16 protein-coding genes, 1 tRNA gene and 1 riboswitch are annotated in these 17,136 nt (G+C 39.5%); of the genes, 1 reads left to right on the plus strand and 16 read right to left on the minus strand.

The genetic code is table 11. The features are described 5' to 3' along the window. Window positions 1-35: 35 nt before the first annotated feature. The 10 genes from DBX25_RS14725 to DBX25_RS14770 form a co-directional block, all read right to left on the minus strand. Window positions 36-872 carry a transporter substrate-binding domain-containing protein gene (locus DBX25_RS14725; protein WP_108671573.1) on the minus strand — a complete coding sequence of 279 codons (837 nt, stop codon included), beginning with the start codon at window positions 870-872 and terminating at the stop codon, window positions 36-38. Window positions 873-985: 113 nt separating this feature from the next. Continuing rightward, window positions 986-1,167, minus strand: a riboswitch (Lysine riboswitch). 508 nt (window positions 1,168-1,675) lie between these two features. Next, window positions 1,676-2,971 (minus strand): phosphopyruvate hydratase, encoded by a 1,296-nt coding sequence (gene eno, locus DBX25_RS14730; protein ID WP_108671574.1) that lies wholly within the window; start codon window positions 2,969-2,971, stop codon window positions 1,676-1,678. Between the two features lie 27 nt (window positions 2,972-2,998). Then, window positions 2,999-4,537 (minus strand): 2,3-bisphosphoglycerate-independent phosphoglycerate mutase, encoded by a 1,539-nt coding sequence (gene gpmI, locus DBX25_RS14735; RefSeq protein WP_108671575.1) that lies wholly within the window; start codon window positions 4,535-4,537, stop codon window positions 2,999-3,001. Next, entirely contained in the window at window positions 4,530-5,291 is a 762-nt protein-coding gene (gene tpiA, locus DBX25_RS14740) for a triose-phosphate isomerase (protein ID WP_108671576.1), read from the minus strand. Before tpiA ends, gpmI begins: the two co-directional genes overlap by 8 nt. Before the next feature lie 93 nt (window positions 5,292-5,384). After that, window positions 5,385-6,566 (minus strand): phosphoglycerate kinase, encoded by a 1,182-nt coding sequence (locus tag DBX25_RS14745; RefSeq protein ID WP_108671577.1) that lies wholly within the window; start codon window positions 6,564-6,566, stop codon window positions 5,385-5,387. Window positions 6,567-6,738: 172 nt separating this feature from the next. Next, entirely contained in the window at window positions 6,739-7,746 is a 1,008-nt protein-coding gene (gene gap, locus DBX25_RS14750; protein ID WP_108671578.1) for a type I glyceraldehyde-3-phosphate dehydrogenase, read from the minus strand. Window positions 7,747-7,809: 63 nt separating this feature from the next. Next, window positions 7,810-8,832, minus strand: coding sequence for a sugar-binding transcriptional regulator (locus tag DBX25_RS14755; protein WP_108671579.1), 1,023 nt, complete (start codon window positions 8,830-8,832; stop codon window positions 7,810-7,812). Window positions 8,833-8,977: 145 nt separating this feature from the next. Continuing rightward, window positions 8,978-9,217 carry a glutaredoxin family protein gene (locus tag DBX25_RS14760; protein ID WP_108671580.1) on the minus strand — a complete coding sequence of 80 codons (240 nt, stop codon included), beginning with the start codon at window positions 9,215-9,217 and terminating at the stop codon, window positions 8,978-8,980. A 10-nt stretch (window positions 9,218-9,227) separates the two neighbouring features. After that, a complete protein-coding gene (gene rpoN / locus DBX25_RS14765; RefSeq protein ID WP_108671581.1) occupies window positions 9,228-10,562 on the minus strand; it encodes an RNA polymerase factor sigma-54 in 1,335 nt (444 codons plus the stop codon). Between the two features lie 99 nt (window positions 10,563-10,661). Further along, window positions 10,662-10,733 (minus strand) — tRNA-Arg (locus tag DBX25_RS14770). 269 nt (window positions 10,734-11,002) lie between these two features. Here DBX25_RS14770 and clpP point away from each other — a divergent pair. After that, the gene (gene clpP / locus DBX25_RS14775; RefSeq protein ID WP_108671582.1) at window positions 11,003-11,611 is read left to right on the plus strand and encodes an ATP-dependent Clp endopeptidase proteolytic subunit ClpP; all 609 of its coding nucleotides are present in this window, start codon (window positions 11,003-11,005) and stop codon (window positions 11,609-11,611) included. A gap of 45 nt (window positions 11,612-11,656) precedes the next feature. Here clpP and DBX25_RS14780 read toward each other — a convergent pair whose 3' ends face one another. From DBX25_RS14780 to trxB, 6 genes are all read right to left on the minus strand, one after another. Then, window positions 11,657-11,914: an HPr family phosphocarrier protein gene (locus tag DBX25_RS14780; RefSeq protein ID WP_108671583.1), complete on the minus strand. Its 258-nt coding sequence runs from the start codon at window positions 11,912-11,914 to the stop codon at window positions 11,657-11,659. 33 nt (window positions 11,915-11,947) lie between these two features. Beyond that, the gene (gene whiA, locus DBX25_RS14785; RefSeq protein ID WP_108671584.1) at window positions 11,948-12,895 is read right to left on the minus strand and encodes a DNA-binding protein WhiA; all 948 of its coding nucleotides are present in this window, start codon (window positions 12,893-12,895) and stop codon (window positions 11,948-11,950) included. Between the two features lie 41 nt (window positions 12,896-12,936). Next, window positions 12,937-13,929, minus strand: a complete 993-nt coding sequence (locus DBX25_RS14790) for a gluconeogenesis factor YvcK family protein (RefSeq protein ID WP_108671585.1) — start codon at window positions 13,927-13,929, stop codon at window positions 12,937-12,939. Next, the gene (rapZ, locus tag DBX25_RS14795) at window positions 13,922-14,818 is read right to left on the minus strand and encodes an RNase adapter RapZ (protein WP_108671586.1); all 897 of its coding nucleotides are present in this window, start codon (window positions 14,816-14,818) and stop codon (window positions 13,922-13,924) included. Before rapZ ends, DBX25_RS14790 begins: the two co-directional genes overlap by 8 nt. 33 nt (window positions 14,819-14,851) lie before the next feature. Then, entirely contained in the window at window positions 14,852-15,310 is a 459-nt protein-coding gene (locus tag DBX25_RS14800; RefSeq protein ID WP_108671587.1) for an NUDIX hydrolase, read from the minus strand. 855 nt (window positions 15,311-16,165) lie between these two features. Beyond that, the gene (gene trxB / locus DBX25_RS14810) at window positions 16,166-17,116 is read right to left on the minus strand and encodes a thioredoxin-disulfide reductase (RefSeq protein ID WP_108671589.1); all 951 of its coding nucleotides are present in this window, start codon (window positions 17,114-17,116) and stop codon (window positions 16,166-16,168) included. Window positions 17,117-17,136: the final 20 nt, after the last annotated feature.

Consider the following 17,136-nt stretch of genomic DNA (forward strand, 5'->3'; position numbering starts at 1 on the left):
GCTGTCTGAATTCTACAGCCGGTCTTACGAAATCATTATTCTGCTGCAGGTTGATTTTTAATTGCCTCATCCATGATGCTTGTACGGTCTTCTTCTGAAATTCCTTGTAGAATTTCATTAATTTTCTTTGTTAAGTCACTATCTTTTTTCAATCCAACAGCAATCGCTGTATCATCTTCTGATGTTTCGAATCCTTCTGTAAATTCAACCATCGCAAAGTTTTCATTGGCAGCTGAAGCACTAACCGCTTCTGGTCTTTCAGATACATAACCATCAATCATTCCAGATTCAAGAGCTACCCTCATTGCAGGGAAGTTATCCATCGCAGTCGCTTTTTCTACACCTTCGATTTGATCAATGACTGTGTAGTGGAAGGTATTTAATTGAGCCGTTACTTTTGCTCCATTGAAATCTTGGATGGACGTAGCACCTTCAAATTCGCCACCCTTTTTTACTACCATAACAAGGTTTGATTTGTAATAGTTATCTGAGAAATCAATCGTTTCTTTACGCTCAGCAGTTGGGGACATTCCTGCGATAATCGCATCAATTTTACCAGAAGTTAATGCTGGTACTAGACCATCCCATTCTGTTTTTACAATAACAAGTTTTTTCCCTAGACCATCCGCAATTTTCTTAGCGATTTCTACGTCATAGCCACCTGCATATTCAGAAGTTCCATCGATTTTAACTCCACCATTGGAATCATCGTTTTGCGTCCAGTTAAACGGAGCATATCCAGCCTCAAGACCTACCTTAAATGTGTCACTTTCGGATGCTCCAGAGCTAGTATCACTACCTTTTCCACATCCAGCTAATAGAATCATAGCTGAAATCATTAAAACCATAATGAATGAAAATTGTTTTTTCATATGAGTTCTCTCCTTTTTTTAAATACATGTTTTAAATAAATAAAAAACGACCTGAGATAAACTCAGGTCGTAGTATACATACGTAGTTGCCCTAAAGTCCTCTTCTTTTCCCAAAATGAGATAGCTCAACTCAATAAACCGGGATGTTTATTGAGACAGTCCTGCAGTTCTTAACTGCAGACCCAGCAAGTAATACTGAGAATATTACCCACTTCGGCGACATTTCCTTCTCCCTAGCATCAAAGCTTCTCAAACTCCACTAAGGACTGTTAAATATCGCGCCTCTACCTCACTGTTCAAAGTGAGGTCCTATTCAGTTATATGTAATAGGCTACATCAAGCTATGAAATCTGTCAACCTAGTATTAGTAGAGTCATAGTTTGTAAATTGAACCAGTAATAGAATATATCTCCTAGATTTTATGGTGTTGATTTATTGTTCGGGGGTGGTCCGAATTTGTCTAATAATCGATATTTGTGGATTTTCGATTTTATTTTTTCCGTTTCGATTGGAAATTTTCAAATTCGAATGTATTTTTCCAGTTTCGATAATAAATCCCCAGTTTCGATAAAAGAGTAGCCTTCCTTAGTCAAAAACATACTGGAATATGGGTGTCTAGCAGAAATAAAGATAAAAGTGCTTAAACGGAGTAAAGAAGTGAGTCCATTCCACTCAAATTTCTCGTAATTGATGGAATTTTTTTAAGATAAGCCTACTTGTAAAACATTTCAAGTATCACCCTAGCTACATAACATCGCAAATCAAAAAAACCTGCCCCCTCGTCAGGGAACAGGTTTTGCAAATTATTTCTTCAAGTTATAGAAAGATTTCATTCCATCGTATACAGCTAAATCACCAAGCTCGTCTTCGATGCGAAGAAGTTGGTTGTATTTCGCGATACGATCTGTACGGGAAAGAGATCCAGTTTTGATTTGTCCAGCATTTGTAGCTACAGCGATATCAGCGATTGTAGCGTCTTCTGTTTCACCAGAACGGTGGGAAACTACTGCCGTGTAGCCTGCACGCTTAGCCATTTCGATAGCGTCAAATGTTTCAGTTAATGTACCGATTTGGTTAACTTTAATTAAGATAGAGTTTCCAACGCCTTGCTCGATACCTTGAGCAAGTTTTTTAGTGTTCGTAACGAATAAGTCATCACCTACTAGTTGGACTTTATGACCGATACGCTCTGTTAATAGCTTGTGGCCTTCCCAGTCGTTTTCGTCTAAACCATCTTCAATAGAGATGATTGGGAACTCGTTAACAAGCTCTTCGTAGAAGTTAACCATATCTTCAGAAGATAAACCAGTACGGCCTTCTCCAGCAAGATCGTATTTGCCTGTTTCTTTGTTGTAGAATTCTGAAGAAGCAACGTCCATACCAAGGAAGATGTCTTTTCCAGCTTCATAGCCAGCGTTTTTGATTGCTTCGATAATTACTTCAAGAGCTTCACGGTTAGAACCAAGGTTTGGAGCGAAACCACCTTCGTCACCAACAGCTGTGTTTAAGCCTTTGCCACTTAATACTTTTTTCAAGCTGTGGAATACTTCAGCACCCATACGGATTGCTTCTTTGAAAGATGGAGCACCTGTAGGTAAGATCATGAACTCTTGGAAGTCTACGTTATTATCCGCATGAGAACCACCATTGATGATGTTCATCATTGGAGTTGGAAGTTGCTTCGCATTGAATCCACCTAGGTAACGGTATAATGGAAGACCAACAGAATCAGCTGCAGCATGCGCAACTGCCATGGAAACACCAAGGATTGCGTTTGCACCTAGTTTTCCTTTGTTTTCAGTGCCATCAAGTTCGATCATTGTACGGTCGATTCCAACTTGGTCCGTTACGTCCATGCCGATGATTGCTTCTGAAATAATGTTGTTTACATTATCAACCGCTTTTTGAACACCTTTACCAAGGTAACGAGACTTGTCTCCGTCACGAAGTTCAACCGCTTCGTGTTCACCAGTAGATGCACCAGAAGGAACTAGTGCACGTCCGAAGAATCCGGATTCAGTCATTACTTCTACTTCAATGGTTGGATTTCCACGAGAATCTAAAATTTCACGAGCATAAACATAAGAAATGTATGGCATATCAAAAATCTCTCCTTTAAATGGTAATTAGTTTTTTTGTATTAAAGAATTCCCTGTCATTTCGACTGGCTTCTCTAATTTTAGAAGTTCTAACATAGTAGGTGCTAGGTCACCAAGAATTCCATTTTGACGTAAGGTCACTTGCTTATTTGTCACGATGACAGGAACTGGATTAGTCGTATGGGCTGTCATAGGAGTACCTTCTAGTGTAACCACCTCATCGGCATTTCCATGGTCAGCCGTTATGATGGCTTGCCCACCTTTTGCTAGGATGGCATCCACGACTTTTCCTAAGCACTCATCCACCACTTCAACAGCTTTTATGGTAGGTTCAAGCATTCCAGAATGCCCTACCATATCAGGGTTAGCAAAGTTCAGGATGATGGCATCAAACTTATCGGCTGCAATCTCATTCAATAATGCGTCCGTTACCTCATAAGCGCTCATTTCAGGCTTCAGGTCATATGTTGCTACTTTTGGTGAATTAATGAGGATGCGCTGTTCTCCAGGGAATTCCTGCTCACGCCCACCACTCATAAAGAAGGTGACGTGTGGGTATTTCTCTGTTTCAGCGATTCTTAATTGAGTTTTATTGTTCTGCGCTAAAACTTCACCAAGAGTATTATCTAGGTTTGTCGGCTTGAATGCAACAAATCCCTTCACTGTCTCCGAAAAATGAGTCAAACAAACGAAAAATAAGTTCTTAGGATACTCTGGTCCACGATCGAATGAACGAAAATCTTCGTTTGTAAATGTATTAGAAATTTGAATGGCACGATCAGGTCTAAAATTATAGAAAATGACAGCATCTTCATCTTGAATAGTAGCGATTGGTTGTCCTTCATCGTCTGTGATAACAGATGGAATGACGAATTCATCAAAGATTCCATGTCGGTAAGAGTCTTCCACACATTCTTGAGCAGAAGAATATACTGGACCTTCTCCATAGACCATGGAACGGTAAGATTTCTCCACACGCTCCCAACGCTTGTCACGGTCCATGCTATAGTATCGGCCCGATACAGTAGCAATTTTCCCTACTCCTAGTTCTTTCATTTTCGCTTCTGCTTCTTCAATAAATCCTTGTGCCGTTTGAGGGCCCACGTCACGTCCATCTAAAATGGCATGAACATAAACATTCTCCACTCCGTTATCTGCTGCCAGCTTCAACAAAGCATATAAATGTTCAATATGGCTATGTACCCCACCATTCGATAATAGACCAAAAACGTGAAGGTTCTTACCGTTGTTTTTCACATGGTTCAGTGCTGAAGTAATGGTATCATTCTTTTCAAATTCACCTTCACGGATCGCCTTATTTACACGAGTAAGGCTTTGGTAAACAATTCTGCCTGCACCAATGTTCAAGTGTCCAACTTCAGAATTACCCATCTGGCCTTCAGGTAAGCCTACAGCTTCCCCACTTGCTGTTAAAATTGCATGAGGGTACTCATTCCAAAAGCGGTCAAAGTTAGGCTTTTGTGCTTGTGCTACTGCATTACCTTCAGAAGTGCCACGTAATGCAAATCCGTCTAGGATGATTAATGCAACGGGTGCTTTACTCATTCTGCCCTGCCTCCAATAATTGTAAGAAAGACGAAGCTTCTAAGCTGGCTCCGCCAACCAATGCGCCATCGATATCAGGTTGCGCCATGTATTCTTTAATGTTAGAAGGTTTCACGCTACCACCATACTGAATGCGCACTGCACTGGCAACATCTTCAGAAAATTGCTCTGTTACAACTGAACGGATATGTGCACAAACTTCATTGGCATCTTCAGCAGTGGAGGATTTGCCTGTTCCAATTGCCCAAATCGGTTCATAAGCGATAACTGTCTGTTTCACTTGATCAGCATCTAAGCCTTGTAGTGCTTTTTTGATTTGATCTCCAACTAGTTCGTTCGTCTTTCCACTTTCACGTTGTTCTAGTGTTTCACCACAGCAAACAATCGGTGTCAAACCGTGTTTGAATGCAGCCAATACTTTTTTATTGACGGATTCATCCGTTTCATTAAACATTTCTCTTCGTTCAGAATGCCCTATAATGACATATTTCACTCCGATATCTGCTAATGCTACAGGACTTACTTCACCAGTGAAAGCACCACTTTCTTCAAAGTGCATGTTCTGTGCTCCAATTTTAACGTCAGAATTTTGAGCGCCTAAGACTAACTGTTCAAGAAATAACGCAGGAGCACAAATAACAGACTCCATGTTGTCTTTAGAAGGAACTAGTTTGTCTACCTCTTCTAAGAAGCTTTTCGCTTCCCCTAATGTTTTATGCATTTTCCAGTTACCAGCAATGATTGGTTTACGCATGCTTCCCATCCTTTCCGATATGAATTTGAGGCGAGCATTTACCCCCGAATTTATTTAGTCCGATAAATTTTACAGAAGTAACTACTTTTTTTATTATTTATCGTTCAAAGCCACTACACCTGGTAGAGCTTTACCTTCCATGAACTCAAGTGATGCTCCACCGCCAGTAGAGATATGAGACATTTTATCTGCTAAGTTGAACTTTTCAACAGCCGCTGCAGAGTCTCCACCACCAATAACGCTGTAGGCATCAGAATCCACTAATGCTTGAGCTACCGCTTTCGTACCACCAGCAAATTTATCGAATTCGAATACTCCCATAGGACCATTCCAAATTACAAGCTTAGAATTTTTGATGATGTCTGCGTATAGTTCGCTCGTTTTTGGTCCGATATCTAATGCTTCCCAATCAGATGGAATCGCATCGATATCAACGACTTTGGCTTCAGCATCAGGAGAAAATTCATTTGCAACTACCGCATCGATCGGCATGTGGAATTGAACTCCTTTTTCTTTTGCTTTATCGATGAATGATTTTGCAAGTTCGATTTTATCTTCTTCTAGCAATGATTTTCCAATTTCATATCCTTGCGCTTTAATAAAAGTGTACGCTAATCCTCCACCGATGATTAAGTGATCTACTTTTTCAAGTAAATTTTCAATGACACCAATCTTATCTTTAACCTTCGCTCCACCGATGATTGCCGTAAATGGACGATCTGGATTAGAAAGCGCCTTGCCCAAAACATCCAATTCCTTTTGCATTAAGAAACCGGAAACAGCAGGAATATGCTTAGCGATTCCTTCTGTTGAAGCATGTGCACGGTGTGCTGCACCAAACGCATCATTAACGAAAACATCTGCAAGGTTAGCAAATGACTTAGCAAGTTCTTCGTCATTTTTCTCTTCCCCAGGATAGAAACGAACATTTTCTAATAATAGAACATCGCCTTCTTGCATGGAATTAATTTTCCCCTCAACAGCTTCTCCGTATGCTTCATCTGCCTTTTCAACAGATTTACCTAGCAATTCACTTAACCGTCCCGCAACAGCAGTTAATCTCATATCTTCATTAACTTGTCCTTTTGGACGTCCTAAATGGCTCGCTAAAATAACTTTCGCACCTTGATCAATTAGATATTGAATTGTTGGAAGAGCAGCACGAATTCTTGTTTCATCGGACACCTGTCCGTTTTGCATAGGCACGTTAAAATCTACTCGGCAAAATACGCGTTTTCCTTTAACCTCGATGTCTCTGATTGATTGTTTGTTCATTTGTTAATGACCTCCTTAATCTAGTAAAGGGCAATACATTTCATTAAAGGATTGGAACTGTATGTAAGGACGCATTTTTTAAAAAGAGCATCCACCGTTCTCGTAAAAAAGGAAGGGGTAAATCTCCCCTTCCCCTTAATCCCTTTTCCATTATAATGAAAACGGGTTTTGATTAAAATCCTTTTTTCGCAATGTAATCAACAAGGTCTACGACACGGTTAGAGTAACCCGTTTCGTTATCGTACCAAGAAAGCACTTTTACCATGTTTCCTTCCATTACCATAGTAGAAAGAGCGTCGATAGAAGAAGAGTACGTGTTACCATTGTAATCGCTAGATACTAATGGAAGTTCATTGTACTCAAGAATACCTTTTAAGTCTCCTTCAGCTGCTGCTTTTAATGCTGCATTTACTTCCTCAACTGTTACTTCTTTTTCAAGTTCAGCTACAAGATCTACTACTGATACGTTTGGAGTTGGAACACGCATTGCCATTCCGTTCAGTTTACCTTTTAATTCAGGTAATACTAGAGCAACTGCTTTTGCAGCTCCTGTTGAAGTTGGAATGATGTTTTCAGCAGCCGCACGAGCACGACGGTAGTCTTTATGTGGAAGATCAAGAATTTGTTGGTCGTTTGTATATGAGTGAACCGTTGTCATCATACCACGCTTGATTCCGAACTTATCATTTAGCACTTTTGCAAATGGTGCTAAACAGTTTGTTGTACAAGATGCATTTGATAATACATGATGGTTTGCTGCATCGTATTTATCTTCGTTTACACCCATTACAATTGTGATATCTTCGTTAGATGCAGGAGCTGAGATGATAACTTTTTTCGCGCCAGCTTCAAGGTGTTTCGCCGCATCTTCACGCTTAGTGAAGCGACCAGTTGATTCTACAACCACTTCTACTCCAAGATCTCCCCAACCTAATTGTGCAGGGTCACGCTCAGCCAATACTTTTACTTTGTGACCTGCAACTACTAGATATTCACCGTCTACCGATACTTTTTCTTTTAAAGAACCATGAACTGTATCATATTGTAAAAGATGAGCTAACATATTAGCGTCTGTTAAGTCATTGATTGCTACAATCTCCACATTAGGATTGTTTAATGCTGCACGAAATACATTACGTCCGATACGTCCAAATCCGTTAATACCAACTTTTACTGCCATATTAAAACTCCTCCTTGTTTATAAAGAAAAAATATATTTAGTTTAGATCTATATAAAAGGGATCTATCCCTTTAATATCTCGATTGCCGCTGCCTCATCTGTTATGAGGACCGTATTTTCCGGGGCACTTTTCATGTAGGCCCGTATCGCCTTTGCTTTAGATGCTCCACCCGCAACTGCGAAAATTTGTTTCGATTGCTTTAAATCATCGAGCTGGATTCCTACAGTTTGAACTCTGTGAACAATATCCCCATTTTCATTAAAATAATACCCAAAAGCTTCTCCAACCGCTCCTTCAGCCTCTAATTTAACGAGGATGTCAGAAGAGGTATGACGCCTGTTTGCCATGGTAATGGCATCACCTATCCCATGCAGGACGATATCTGCTGTTTCAATTAAATTCATGACTTCCTTAATCGAAGGTTCATTCATAAAAGACTGATAGGCTTCATGACTTACTTGGTCCGGTATATAAAGGAGCTTATATTGGGCATCCATTTTCTCAGCCATTTTAGCCGCGATGGTATTAGCTTGGTTTTGAACGTTCTCACCTAGACCTCCGCGGGCTGGTACAAACAAAATGTCATGTGTACCAAGCTTTGGCGTTAACATATCAGCGATAGCAGCCATTGTAGAGCCGCCGGTAACAGCGATGATATTTTGCCCTGAAATTTCATCTTTCATTCTTAAGGCACATGCTCTGCCAAGTTCATTTTTCACCCAAGGGGATTGATCAGAATCTCCAGTGATAACAATGGCTTCTTTCACCTTTAAATGTTGGGCCAATTTTCTCTCCACATTGTCTATACCCGATACTTCACGCATTACTCTCTCTAATTTTTCCAGTACATCTTCTCCCTCATTAGAAAGCCGCATACCAGAGGTCTGAAATTCAAGTAAATTTTGTTCCTTTAGAAACTCTACTTCACTTCTTAATACTCGTTCTGTCAAATTTAAGCTACTAGATAAACTTCGACGTCCTACCGGTTGCATAAAACGTATATAGCGTAGGATGTCATATCTTTTTTGCATGACAGAGAGTAAATCAGGTAATAATTTTTTTTGAACCTCAAGTAAAGATCTCATGGGTTATTTTCTCCTTACAGTTTAGCTGGACTTTTTTTGTCCCTATAAGACATATTATGTCCCACTAGGTGTAAAAAAAATTACCCTTGTTCCAAATACATTGTATCAAGGGTAATTTTGTTTTACAAGAAAAAAGCTTTTAGATTTACAAATTCACATATGCCTCTATTAAATCACCGTCAATTTGACCATATTGAATGATTTCCCCGTTCCATTCCACCACAGGAATCATTAAGCCAAATCTCTCAAGCAGCTCGTCATTAGAGTATATGTCAATTTCGACAAAAGGTGTGCCTGTTTTTTCTTTAACAGATTCTAATATGCTTTTCGCTTTTATACATAATGGACACTGTATTCTCGTATATAAAACAAGGACCTTTTCCACATTCCATCACCTATTCGTATCTCTTCCGCTTCGAGGAAGATTGGATTCCTAGCTGGTCACGATATTTTGCAACCGTCCTTCTTGAAAGAACAATTCCGTGCTCCTTCTTTAACGTATCAGAAATATCTTGGTCAGACATAGGCTTTTGCTTATTTTCATTCTTTATTAAAGTTTCGATTTCTCTTTTCGCATGCTCTGCAGATACATCCTCGAAATCAGTTGATTGAAGATTACTAGAAAAGAATGATCGCATTTCTACCGTTCCAAATGGAGCCAAAATAAATTTATCCTTAACCGCACGACTAATTGTAGATTCGTGAACCTCCAATTGGTCAGCTATATCTTTCATGGTCATGGGCTTTAAAAAAGAAAGACCTTTCAACATGGCTTCAGGTTGCTTCTCGGCCATAAATGTGACCACACGAAGAATGGTTTCTTTCCGTTGTTGAATTCCTTTGGCAATCCATTGAAACTCCTGCCACTTGTCTTGGAGAAATTGATGGACGGTAGCATCCTGTTTCTTCTTCATTTCCGCATAGTATCCTTCATTTAAGGAGAAGGATGGGATGGATAAGTCAGAATGATAGATGGAAAACTGACCATTTTTCCATTCCACAACTACATCCGGAACGATATACGATGATTTTTCATGAAAAAACGACGAACATGGTCTTGGATTCAAGGTTTGGATAAAATCGAACACTTGTTGGATTTCTTTTAGTGTAACGCCAAGATCCTTTGCTAGCTCTTTCCACTTTTTTTCTGCAAGCGGGAGAAAATGTTGTTCTAAAATAGTGATAGCAAGCTCACTACAAGAAGGCACTCTTATAGCCTGAAGTAATAAACATTCCTGAAGATTGTACGCTCCCACTCCTACAGGATCCATTGCTTGTAGCACCACAAGATTTCTTTCTATAAGCTCTATAGGCACAGATAGGAGTTGTGAAAGTTCTTGCTTGGATAGCCTTAAATAGCCGTTATCATCTAATTGTTGAATGAGCTTTCGCAAAATATGCACATCCTCCTTGGATAACGAAGGAGGAATTTGTGAAAGCAAGTGGAGATCAAGCGACTGTTGTTGTTCTCCAATCTGCTCAATCCAATATTTCGCATCTTGCTCGGTACTTTGTTTCTTTTTTCTCGTGTAAGAAGGTGCAAAATCTAAATCTTTATCTTGCTTCGGGCTACTATCAACCGAAATTAAAGGATTTTCCAACGATTTAGCTTCAAGAAAAGACGCTAGTTCCTGCGAAGAATATTGAAGGAGGGCAATGGCCTGTGAAAGCTCTTGAGTCATGGATAGCTTTAAAGATTGTTGCTGGAACAAACCTTGATTGAAATGCATGAATCATCCCTCCTAAACCAGACTGTAAACGCTTTCTATATAGCTTAAATGAATAAATAAAACCTTCCGCTTATCAATATAAGCGAAAGGCTCTATGGACGCCCTCGGAGGGAATCGAACCCCCATTTCAAGAACCGGAATCTTACGTGCTATCCGTTGCACCACGAGGGCATGTAATGGACCGACCTTTTCTGATGGTCCGGTGTTAATTATATTTCAGAATGACCATGAATGCAATACGTTGTGAAGGTTTAAATCCTTCCATCTTGGGTAAGATGGTTAAAGGATTTTATCAATTTAAAAGTTGTCGAACGAAAATTTCAAATGCGAGTTCCTTTCGTTTGACCTAAATTGACCAAAGGTGTATCATTACAGTACATAAGTTATTCCTAAGACAGGAATGCAAATACCTATTCTCTATTCTTAAGGAGGAAATTAGCATGAACTTGATTCCTACAGTTATTGAACAAACAAATCGTGGAGAACGTGCTTACGACATTTATTCCCGTCTTTTAAAAGATCGTATTATCATGCTTGGTAGTGGTATCGACGATAACGTGGCAAACTCTATCGTTGCACAGCTATTATTCTTAGAAGCAGAAAACCCAGAAAAAGATATCACTCTATACATTAATAGCCCTGGTGGAAGCATCACTTCCGGTATGGCGATTTATGATACTATGCAATACATCAAGCCGAAAGTATCTACGGTTTGTATCGGAATGGCTGCATCAATGGGTGCTTTCCTTTTGGCAGCTGGTGAAAAAGGCAAACGTTTTGCACTTCCTAATAGCGAAGTTATGATTCACCAACCACTTGGTGGTGCTCAAGGTCAAGCAACAGAAATCGAAATCGCTGCTCGTCGTATCCTGTTCTTACGTGACAAACTGAATAAAATCCTGGCTGAGCGCACTGGTCAACCGCTTGATATCATTGAGCGTGACACAGAGCGTGACAACTTCATGACAGCTGAAAAAGCGTTAGAATACGGTTTGATCGACCAAGTCATTAGCCGTAATCCTTTAGAAGATAATAAAGAAAACAAATAAGATATGAAAAAATCCCACCTTTTATACAAGGCGGGATTTTTTATGTTAAATCTCTTGTTCGATAAAAGTAGATAACGCTTCTACAGCATCTTGCTCATCTTTACCTTCAGCACTTAACGTGATGACGGCACCGTTACTTACAGCTAGACTCATAAGACCCATGATACTTTTGGCATTCACTTTTTTGCCGTCCTTCTCAAGGAATACATCGGATGAAAAACGATTCGCTTCCTGAACAAACAAAGCAGCAGGTCTAGCCTGTAATCCCGTTTTCAAACGTACTTGGACTTGTTTTTGTTCCATATTTGATTCCCCCTCTTTTATATTTATCTAAATCTATGCTTTAATAGGTTCGCCTGCACGAATTCTTTCTGCTATTTCATCGATTTTTCTCAGACGATGATTGATACCTGATTTACTTACGGTACCACCGCTAACCATTTCGCCTAGCTCTTTTAATGTCACATCTTGATATTGCACGCGTAACTCTGCAATTTCTCTCAATTTATCTGGCAGTATACCTAACCCTACTGTTTTATCAATATATCGGATGTTTTCTACTTGACGTAAGGAGGCTCCAATCGTTTTATTTAAGTTAGCAGTTTCACAGTTAACTAAACGATTAACCGAGTTTCGCATATCACGGACAATTCGGACATCCTCAAAACGCATGAGAGAATTATGAGCGCCAACAATACGTAGAAATTCAGCAATTTTTTCTGCCTCTTTTAAATACGTAATGAAGCCCTTTTTTCGTTCAAGCGTCTTTGATTTTAAATCAAACGTGTTCATCAACTCACACAGTGCATCATTATGCTCCTTATATAAAGAGAAAATCTCAAAATGGTAAGAAGAAGTTTCAGGGTTATTTATAGATCCACCAGCAAGAAAAGCCCCACGAAGGTATGAACGCTTACAGCACTTTTTATGGATGATTTCTTCTGATATATCATGAATGATCGTAAACCCTTCTCCTAAAATCTTAAGATCCATCAAAAGCTCCTGTGCCTTTTCAGCCAAACGGACAATATATATATTGTTCTTCTTGAGCTTCATTTTTTTTCGAACCAATAACTCGACAGAAACTTCATAGTTCCTTTTAAGCAAAGTATAAATCCTTCTAGCGATTGCCGCATTTTCTGTCTGAACATCGATGATTAGCTTTCTATTAGAAAAAGAGAGAGAGCCGTTCATTCGTATCATAGACGCCAGTTCAGCTTTCGTACAACAATCCTTTACTTCTAGCGTTGTTAATTCTTTCTTCATTTCTGATGCAAAAGACATACTCTCACCTCACTTCACAAAACGAACCTTCACCTACACACTTATTGTTTACGATAGATTTTCGTTTCGGTTTCATTAATTAATAATTCATATAATATGGAAGCTACTTTTTTTGTATCATGGCGGATGTAAGCTCCTTCATGGGAGACGATTTCATCCTGTAAAACATTCAGACCCATTTCCTTTAACCGATCGATGTCAAAATGCACAGGCTTAGCGAATTCTTCCTTATATCTTAGTTGAATATGAGAAGGGATGTCTTCACTATTGACTAGTATCGTGTTCATGAATGAGCAATCCATATGATCATAAATAGCCTTCACATGGTCACTTGCAGAGTAATCAAGTGTTTCCCCTGCCTGTGTCATGATATTACAAATATAGACCTTTTTAGCTCTTGCTTTGCATACTTCTTCACCAACACCTGGAACTAGGAGATTGGGAAGTATGCTTGTATATAAGCTTCCTGGTCCAATTACAATCAAGTCAGCTTCCCTTATAGCATGGATGGTTTCTGACAACGGTTTGATATTTTCAGGAGTCAAAAATACACGTTTAATTTTTTTCCCAGAATACGGAATTTTGGATTCACCTGAAATAAAAGAACCGTCTTCAAGTTCTGCGTGCAGGACAACACTTTGATTAGCTGCGGGTAAAACCTTTCCTCTTACATTCAAAACCTTGCTCATTTCTTGGATCGCATGCACAAAGTCCCCAGTAATGGAGGTCATAGCAGCCAATATCAAATTCCCTAAAGAATGACCAGACAGTTCATTGGTTTTGGCAAATCGATGTTGGAACATTTGCTCAATAAGTGGTTCTACATCTGACAATGCTGCCAATACATTCCGAACATCCCCCGGAGGAGGAATGTCCATTTCATTCCTCAATCTACCAGAGCTTCCTCCATCGTCTGCCACGGTTACTATGGCAGTAATATCGACCGGAAAAAGCTTTAGTCCGCGCAATAGGACTGGTAATCCCGTACCACCGCCAATGATGACGATTTTGGGTAGGGACGTCTTTTTACCCATTTTGCGTTTCCTTCCTCTTCTCGATATCACGGTGTGTCACCTTTGTATCGTAGTCTCCACTAAAGTGATTCGAAATATATTCAGCCAATGCAACCGAACGGTGTTGACCACCGGTACATCCTATTGCAATAACTAGTTGAGCCTTCCCTTCACGCTTATAATGAGGAAGCATAAAGCTTAATAGCTCTGTAACCTTTTCGAGAAATTTATTCGTTTCATTCCATTTTAGAACATATTTTGATACTTCTTCATCAAGACCTGTCTTCGGCCTCATATGCTCAATATAATGTGGATTCGGTAAGAACCTCACATCAAAAACTAGGTCAGCATCGATTGGCAAACCATGCTTAAATCCGAACGAAACTACATTGACGGTGAATACTGGTTGTTTATTGGATGAGAATTCTGTAAGAATTTTTTCACGAAGTTCTCTAGGTTTCATGTCCGCAGTGTTGTAGATTAATTGGGCACGTCCCTTTAAGTCCTCAAGTAATTTCCTTTCCAATTGGATGCCTTCTAGTGGCAAGCCTGATGGAGCGAGTGGATGAGTACGGCGTGTTTCCTTATATCTACGAACAAGCGCTGAGTCATCAGCATCTAAGAAAAAGATCTGTGGAGTCATCCATGAGGTTTCTGCTAGATCATCCAATGCCTTGAATAATGAATCAAAGAACTCTCTTCCTCTTAAATCCATAACCAGTGCTACTTTGTTCATTTTATTACCAGATTCCTTCATTAACTCTAGGAATTTAGGCAACAAGGTAGGTGGTAAGTTGTCCACGCAAAAATATCCTAAGTCCTCAAAACTTTGGACTGCGACAGTCTTACCTGCTCCAGACATCCCCGTGATTATAACCAATTTTGTATCATTAACAGATCCCGTACTCAATTCGCAATCCCCCAATCTTTGAATAATTTTATCTCAATTTGGATCTAATCTATATGACAGTAATTTAAAATCTGTTGTATAAGTAAACGTACCATAAATAATGCCGTTTCCATGAACCATATATTCTAGTATATGATGGTCCCCTTCAGCCATTGGTAAATTTTTTATTTCGGAAACTGATTTCCACTCGAGTTCGCCTTCTTCACTCTCTTCCAAGTTCAAACCGTCCGAATCATCTGCAAAAAAAGTGAACATCATCCATTCGGATAGCACTTGGTCTCCATCTTTCATAATAAAGGTAAAAATCCCTTTAATCTGTGGGTTCTTCAAGTAAATGCCCGTTTCTTCACGGAATTCACGAATACAAGCATCTTTGACTGATTCACCGGGCTCCATCTTACCACCTGGGGCTACCCACCAACCACGGCGAGGCTTCTTCAAAAGCAAAACCTCTTCGTCTTTCATTAGAACGCAATTCGTGACACGTTGCACAAATTTCACCTCTATCGGCCCATTTTTTTAGAAAACTTGGCAATCACCAAGAATTAGCGCCGGCGAATGCCTAGTTGCACTTTTACTTTTTCCTAAAATCAGCAACCACGTCAACTTACTTCTTTGCTGCCAATTATTCATTCCTAAAGTGCATCTAAGTTTCAGGCAGTGCTATTATCTATAGCTTTATTTAAAAGTTTTTAGAGTTCATTTCTCCCTATGTATTTCCAAAAAGGGAAAACGCATTCATTTCATTATACTATGTTTAAAAAACTCCCACAACGAACTAACGCTTGTATTTTTTGGACCACACTACCAAATTAATGCTTTAAACCACTAAGGGGAAGATTTACAGTGATGTCAAGTTTTAAAGCAAGACTACAGAAAGAAGACAGCGGAAAGCTTGCCCTTTACGTAGAATTGACAAATACCTAAATAATACTTTGATAAAAATTAATAATTTCTTAAGGCTGTTTTCTTAAGATTGCTCCTATTATAGTGTAATTAAACTATTACTCACTGAGTTGATTGTAGCGTAGGGCACTTGACTCCTGCGGGAAATAGAGGGAAGTGGGAGACCCCACAGGCGGTAACGCCGAGGAGGCTCCCACCCTCCCCGCGGAAAGCAAGTGCCTGGAGCGAAAATCAAGACAAAATTTATAGTTTAAAAATAACAAACTATGCTAAAATGTCATTTCTTAAAGTACAAAAAAAGGAGCACAGGAATAAGATCCTGTGCTAAAAAAGGATTTATAATTTAAAAGGGGGTCAATTTCTACCCTTATATTACCCTACTTTTGTTGCATGGTTGTTACAACAGAATTAAAAGCGAATTACTTTTTGTAAAAGGATGAATTATGCTTTCGCCTTTAACTTCTCTTTTAGCTCTTCCACATAATGCTGAGCATTTTGTGCCGCGATACTTCCATCGCCTGTTGCAGTAACAATTTGACGAAGAGTTTTTTCACGAATGTCACCCGCTGCGAAAATCCCTTCTACTTTCGTTTCCATTTGTTCATTTGTAACGATATATCCATTTTCATTTGTAATGCCTAATGATTCGAACGGCTTAGTTAATGGAAGCATGCCAATGTAAATGAATACTCCATCTGCTGGCAATTCACGTTCTTCACCTGTTTCCGTTGAAGTTAGCGTTACACTGCCCACTTTACCGTCTTTTTCATTAATTTGTTTAAGCGTTGTATTCCAGATAAAGTCGACCTTTTCATTATCGAATGCACGTTGTTGAAGGATTTTTTGTGCGCGTAGCTCATCGCGACGATGAACTATCGTCACTTTCGAAGCAAAGCGAGTTAAGTACACACCTTCTTCAACAGCAGAATCTCCTCCGCCGATGACAAATAGTTCTTTGTTTTTGAAGAACGCACCATCACACACCGCACAATATGAAACGCCGCGACCACCAAGCTCCTTCTCACCTGGCACCCCAATTTTCTTGTATTCAGCTCCTGCTGAAATAATTACCGCACGAGCCTTGTATTCCTTTGAACCTGCTTTGATGAGTTTATATTCTTCTCCATCAACGATTTCTTGCACATCGCCGTATGCGTATTCTGCACCAAACTTTTTAGCATGATCAAACATTTTTGTAGAAAGCTCTGGCCCTAAAATATGGTCAAATCCAGGATAGTTTTCTACTTCCTCGGTGTTAGCCATTTGGCCACCAGGTATGCCGCGTTCAAGCATAAGTGTCGTTAAATTGGCACGAGATGTATATACAGCTGCTGTCATACCAGCAGGACCGGCACCAATAATGACAACATCATAAATTTGTTCTTCAGTCATGAAATTCACTCCCTCGAATA

The sequence above is a fragment of the Peribacillus acanthi genome (assembly GCF_003073175.1).
Lineage (GTDB): Bacteria > Bacillota > Bacilli > Bacillales > DSM-1321 > Bacillus_BN > Bacillus_BN acanthi.

Bases quoted from the DNA above. Each gene is read 5' to 3' on its own strand.
- trxB (WP_108671589.1), bottom strand. From the start codon at position 17,116: ATGACTGAAGAACAAATTTATGATGTTGTCATTATTGGTGCCGGTCCT.
- eno (WP_108671574.1), bottom strand. From the start codon at position 2,971: ATGCCATACATTTCTTATGTTTATGCTCGTGAAATTTTAGATTCTCGT.
- DBX25_RS14755 (WP_108671579.1), bottom strand. From the start codon at position 8,832: ATGAGATCTTTACTTGAGGTTCAAAAAAAATTATTACCTGATTTACTC.
- DBX25_RS14790 (WP_108671585.1), bottom strand. From the start codon at position 13,929: ATGGGTAAAAAGACGTCCCTACCCAAAATCGTCATCATTGGCGGTGGT.
- gap (WP_108671578.1), bottom strand. From the start codon at position 7,746: ATGGCAGTAAAAGTTGGTATTAACGGATTTGGACGTATCGGACGTAAT.
- DBX25_RS14745 (WP_108671577.1), bottom strand. From the start codon at position 6,566: ATGAACAAACAATCAATCAGAGACATCGAGGTTAAAGGAAAACGCGTA.
- DBX25_RS14780 (WP_108671583.1), bottom strand. From the start codon at position 11,914: ATGGAACAAAAACAAGTCCAAGTACGTTTGAAAACGGGATTACAGGCT.
- clpP (WP_108671582.1), top strand. From the start codon at position 11,003: ATGAACTTGATTCCTACAGTTATTGAACAAACAAATCGTGGAGAACGT.
- gpmI (WP_108671575.1), bottom strand. From the start codon at position 4,537: ATGAGTAAAGCACCCGTTGCATTAATCATCCTAGACGGATTTGCATTA.
- whiA (WP_108671584.1), bottom strand. From the start codon at position 12,895: ATGTCTTTTGCATCAGAAATGAAGAAAGAATTAACAACGCTAGAAGTA.
- rpoN (WP_108671581.1), bottom strand. From the start codon at position 10,562: ATGCATTTCAATCAAGGTTTGTTCCAGCAACAATCTTTAAAGCTATCC.
- DBX25_RS14725 (WP_108671573.1), bottom strand. From the start codon at position 872: ATGAAAAAACAATTTTCATTCATTATGGTTTTAATGATTTCAGCTATG.
- tpiA (WP_108671576.1), bottom strand. From the start codon at position 5,291: ATGCGTAAACCAATCATTGCTGGTAACTGGAAAATGCATAAAACATTA.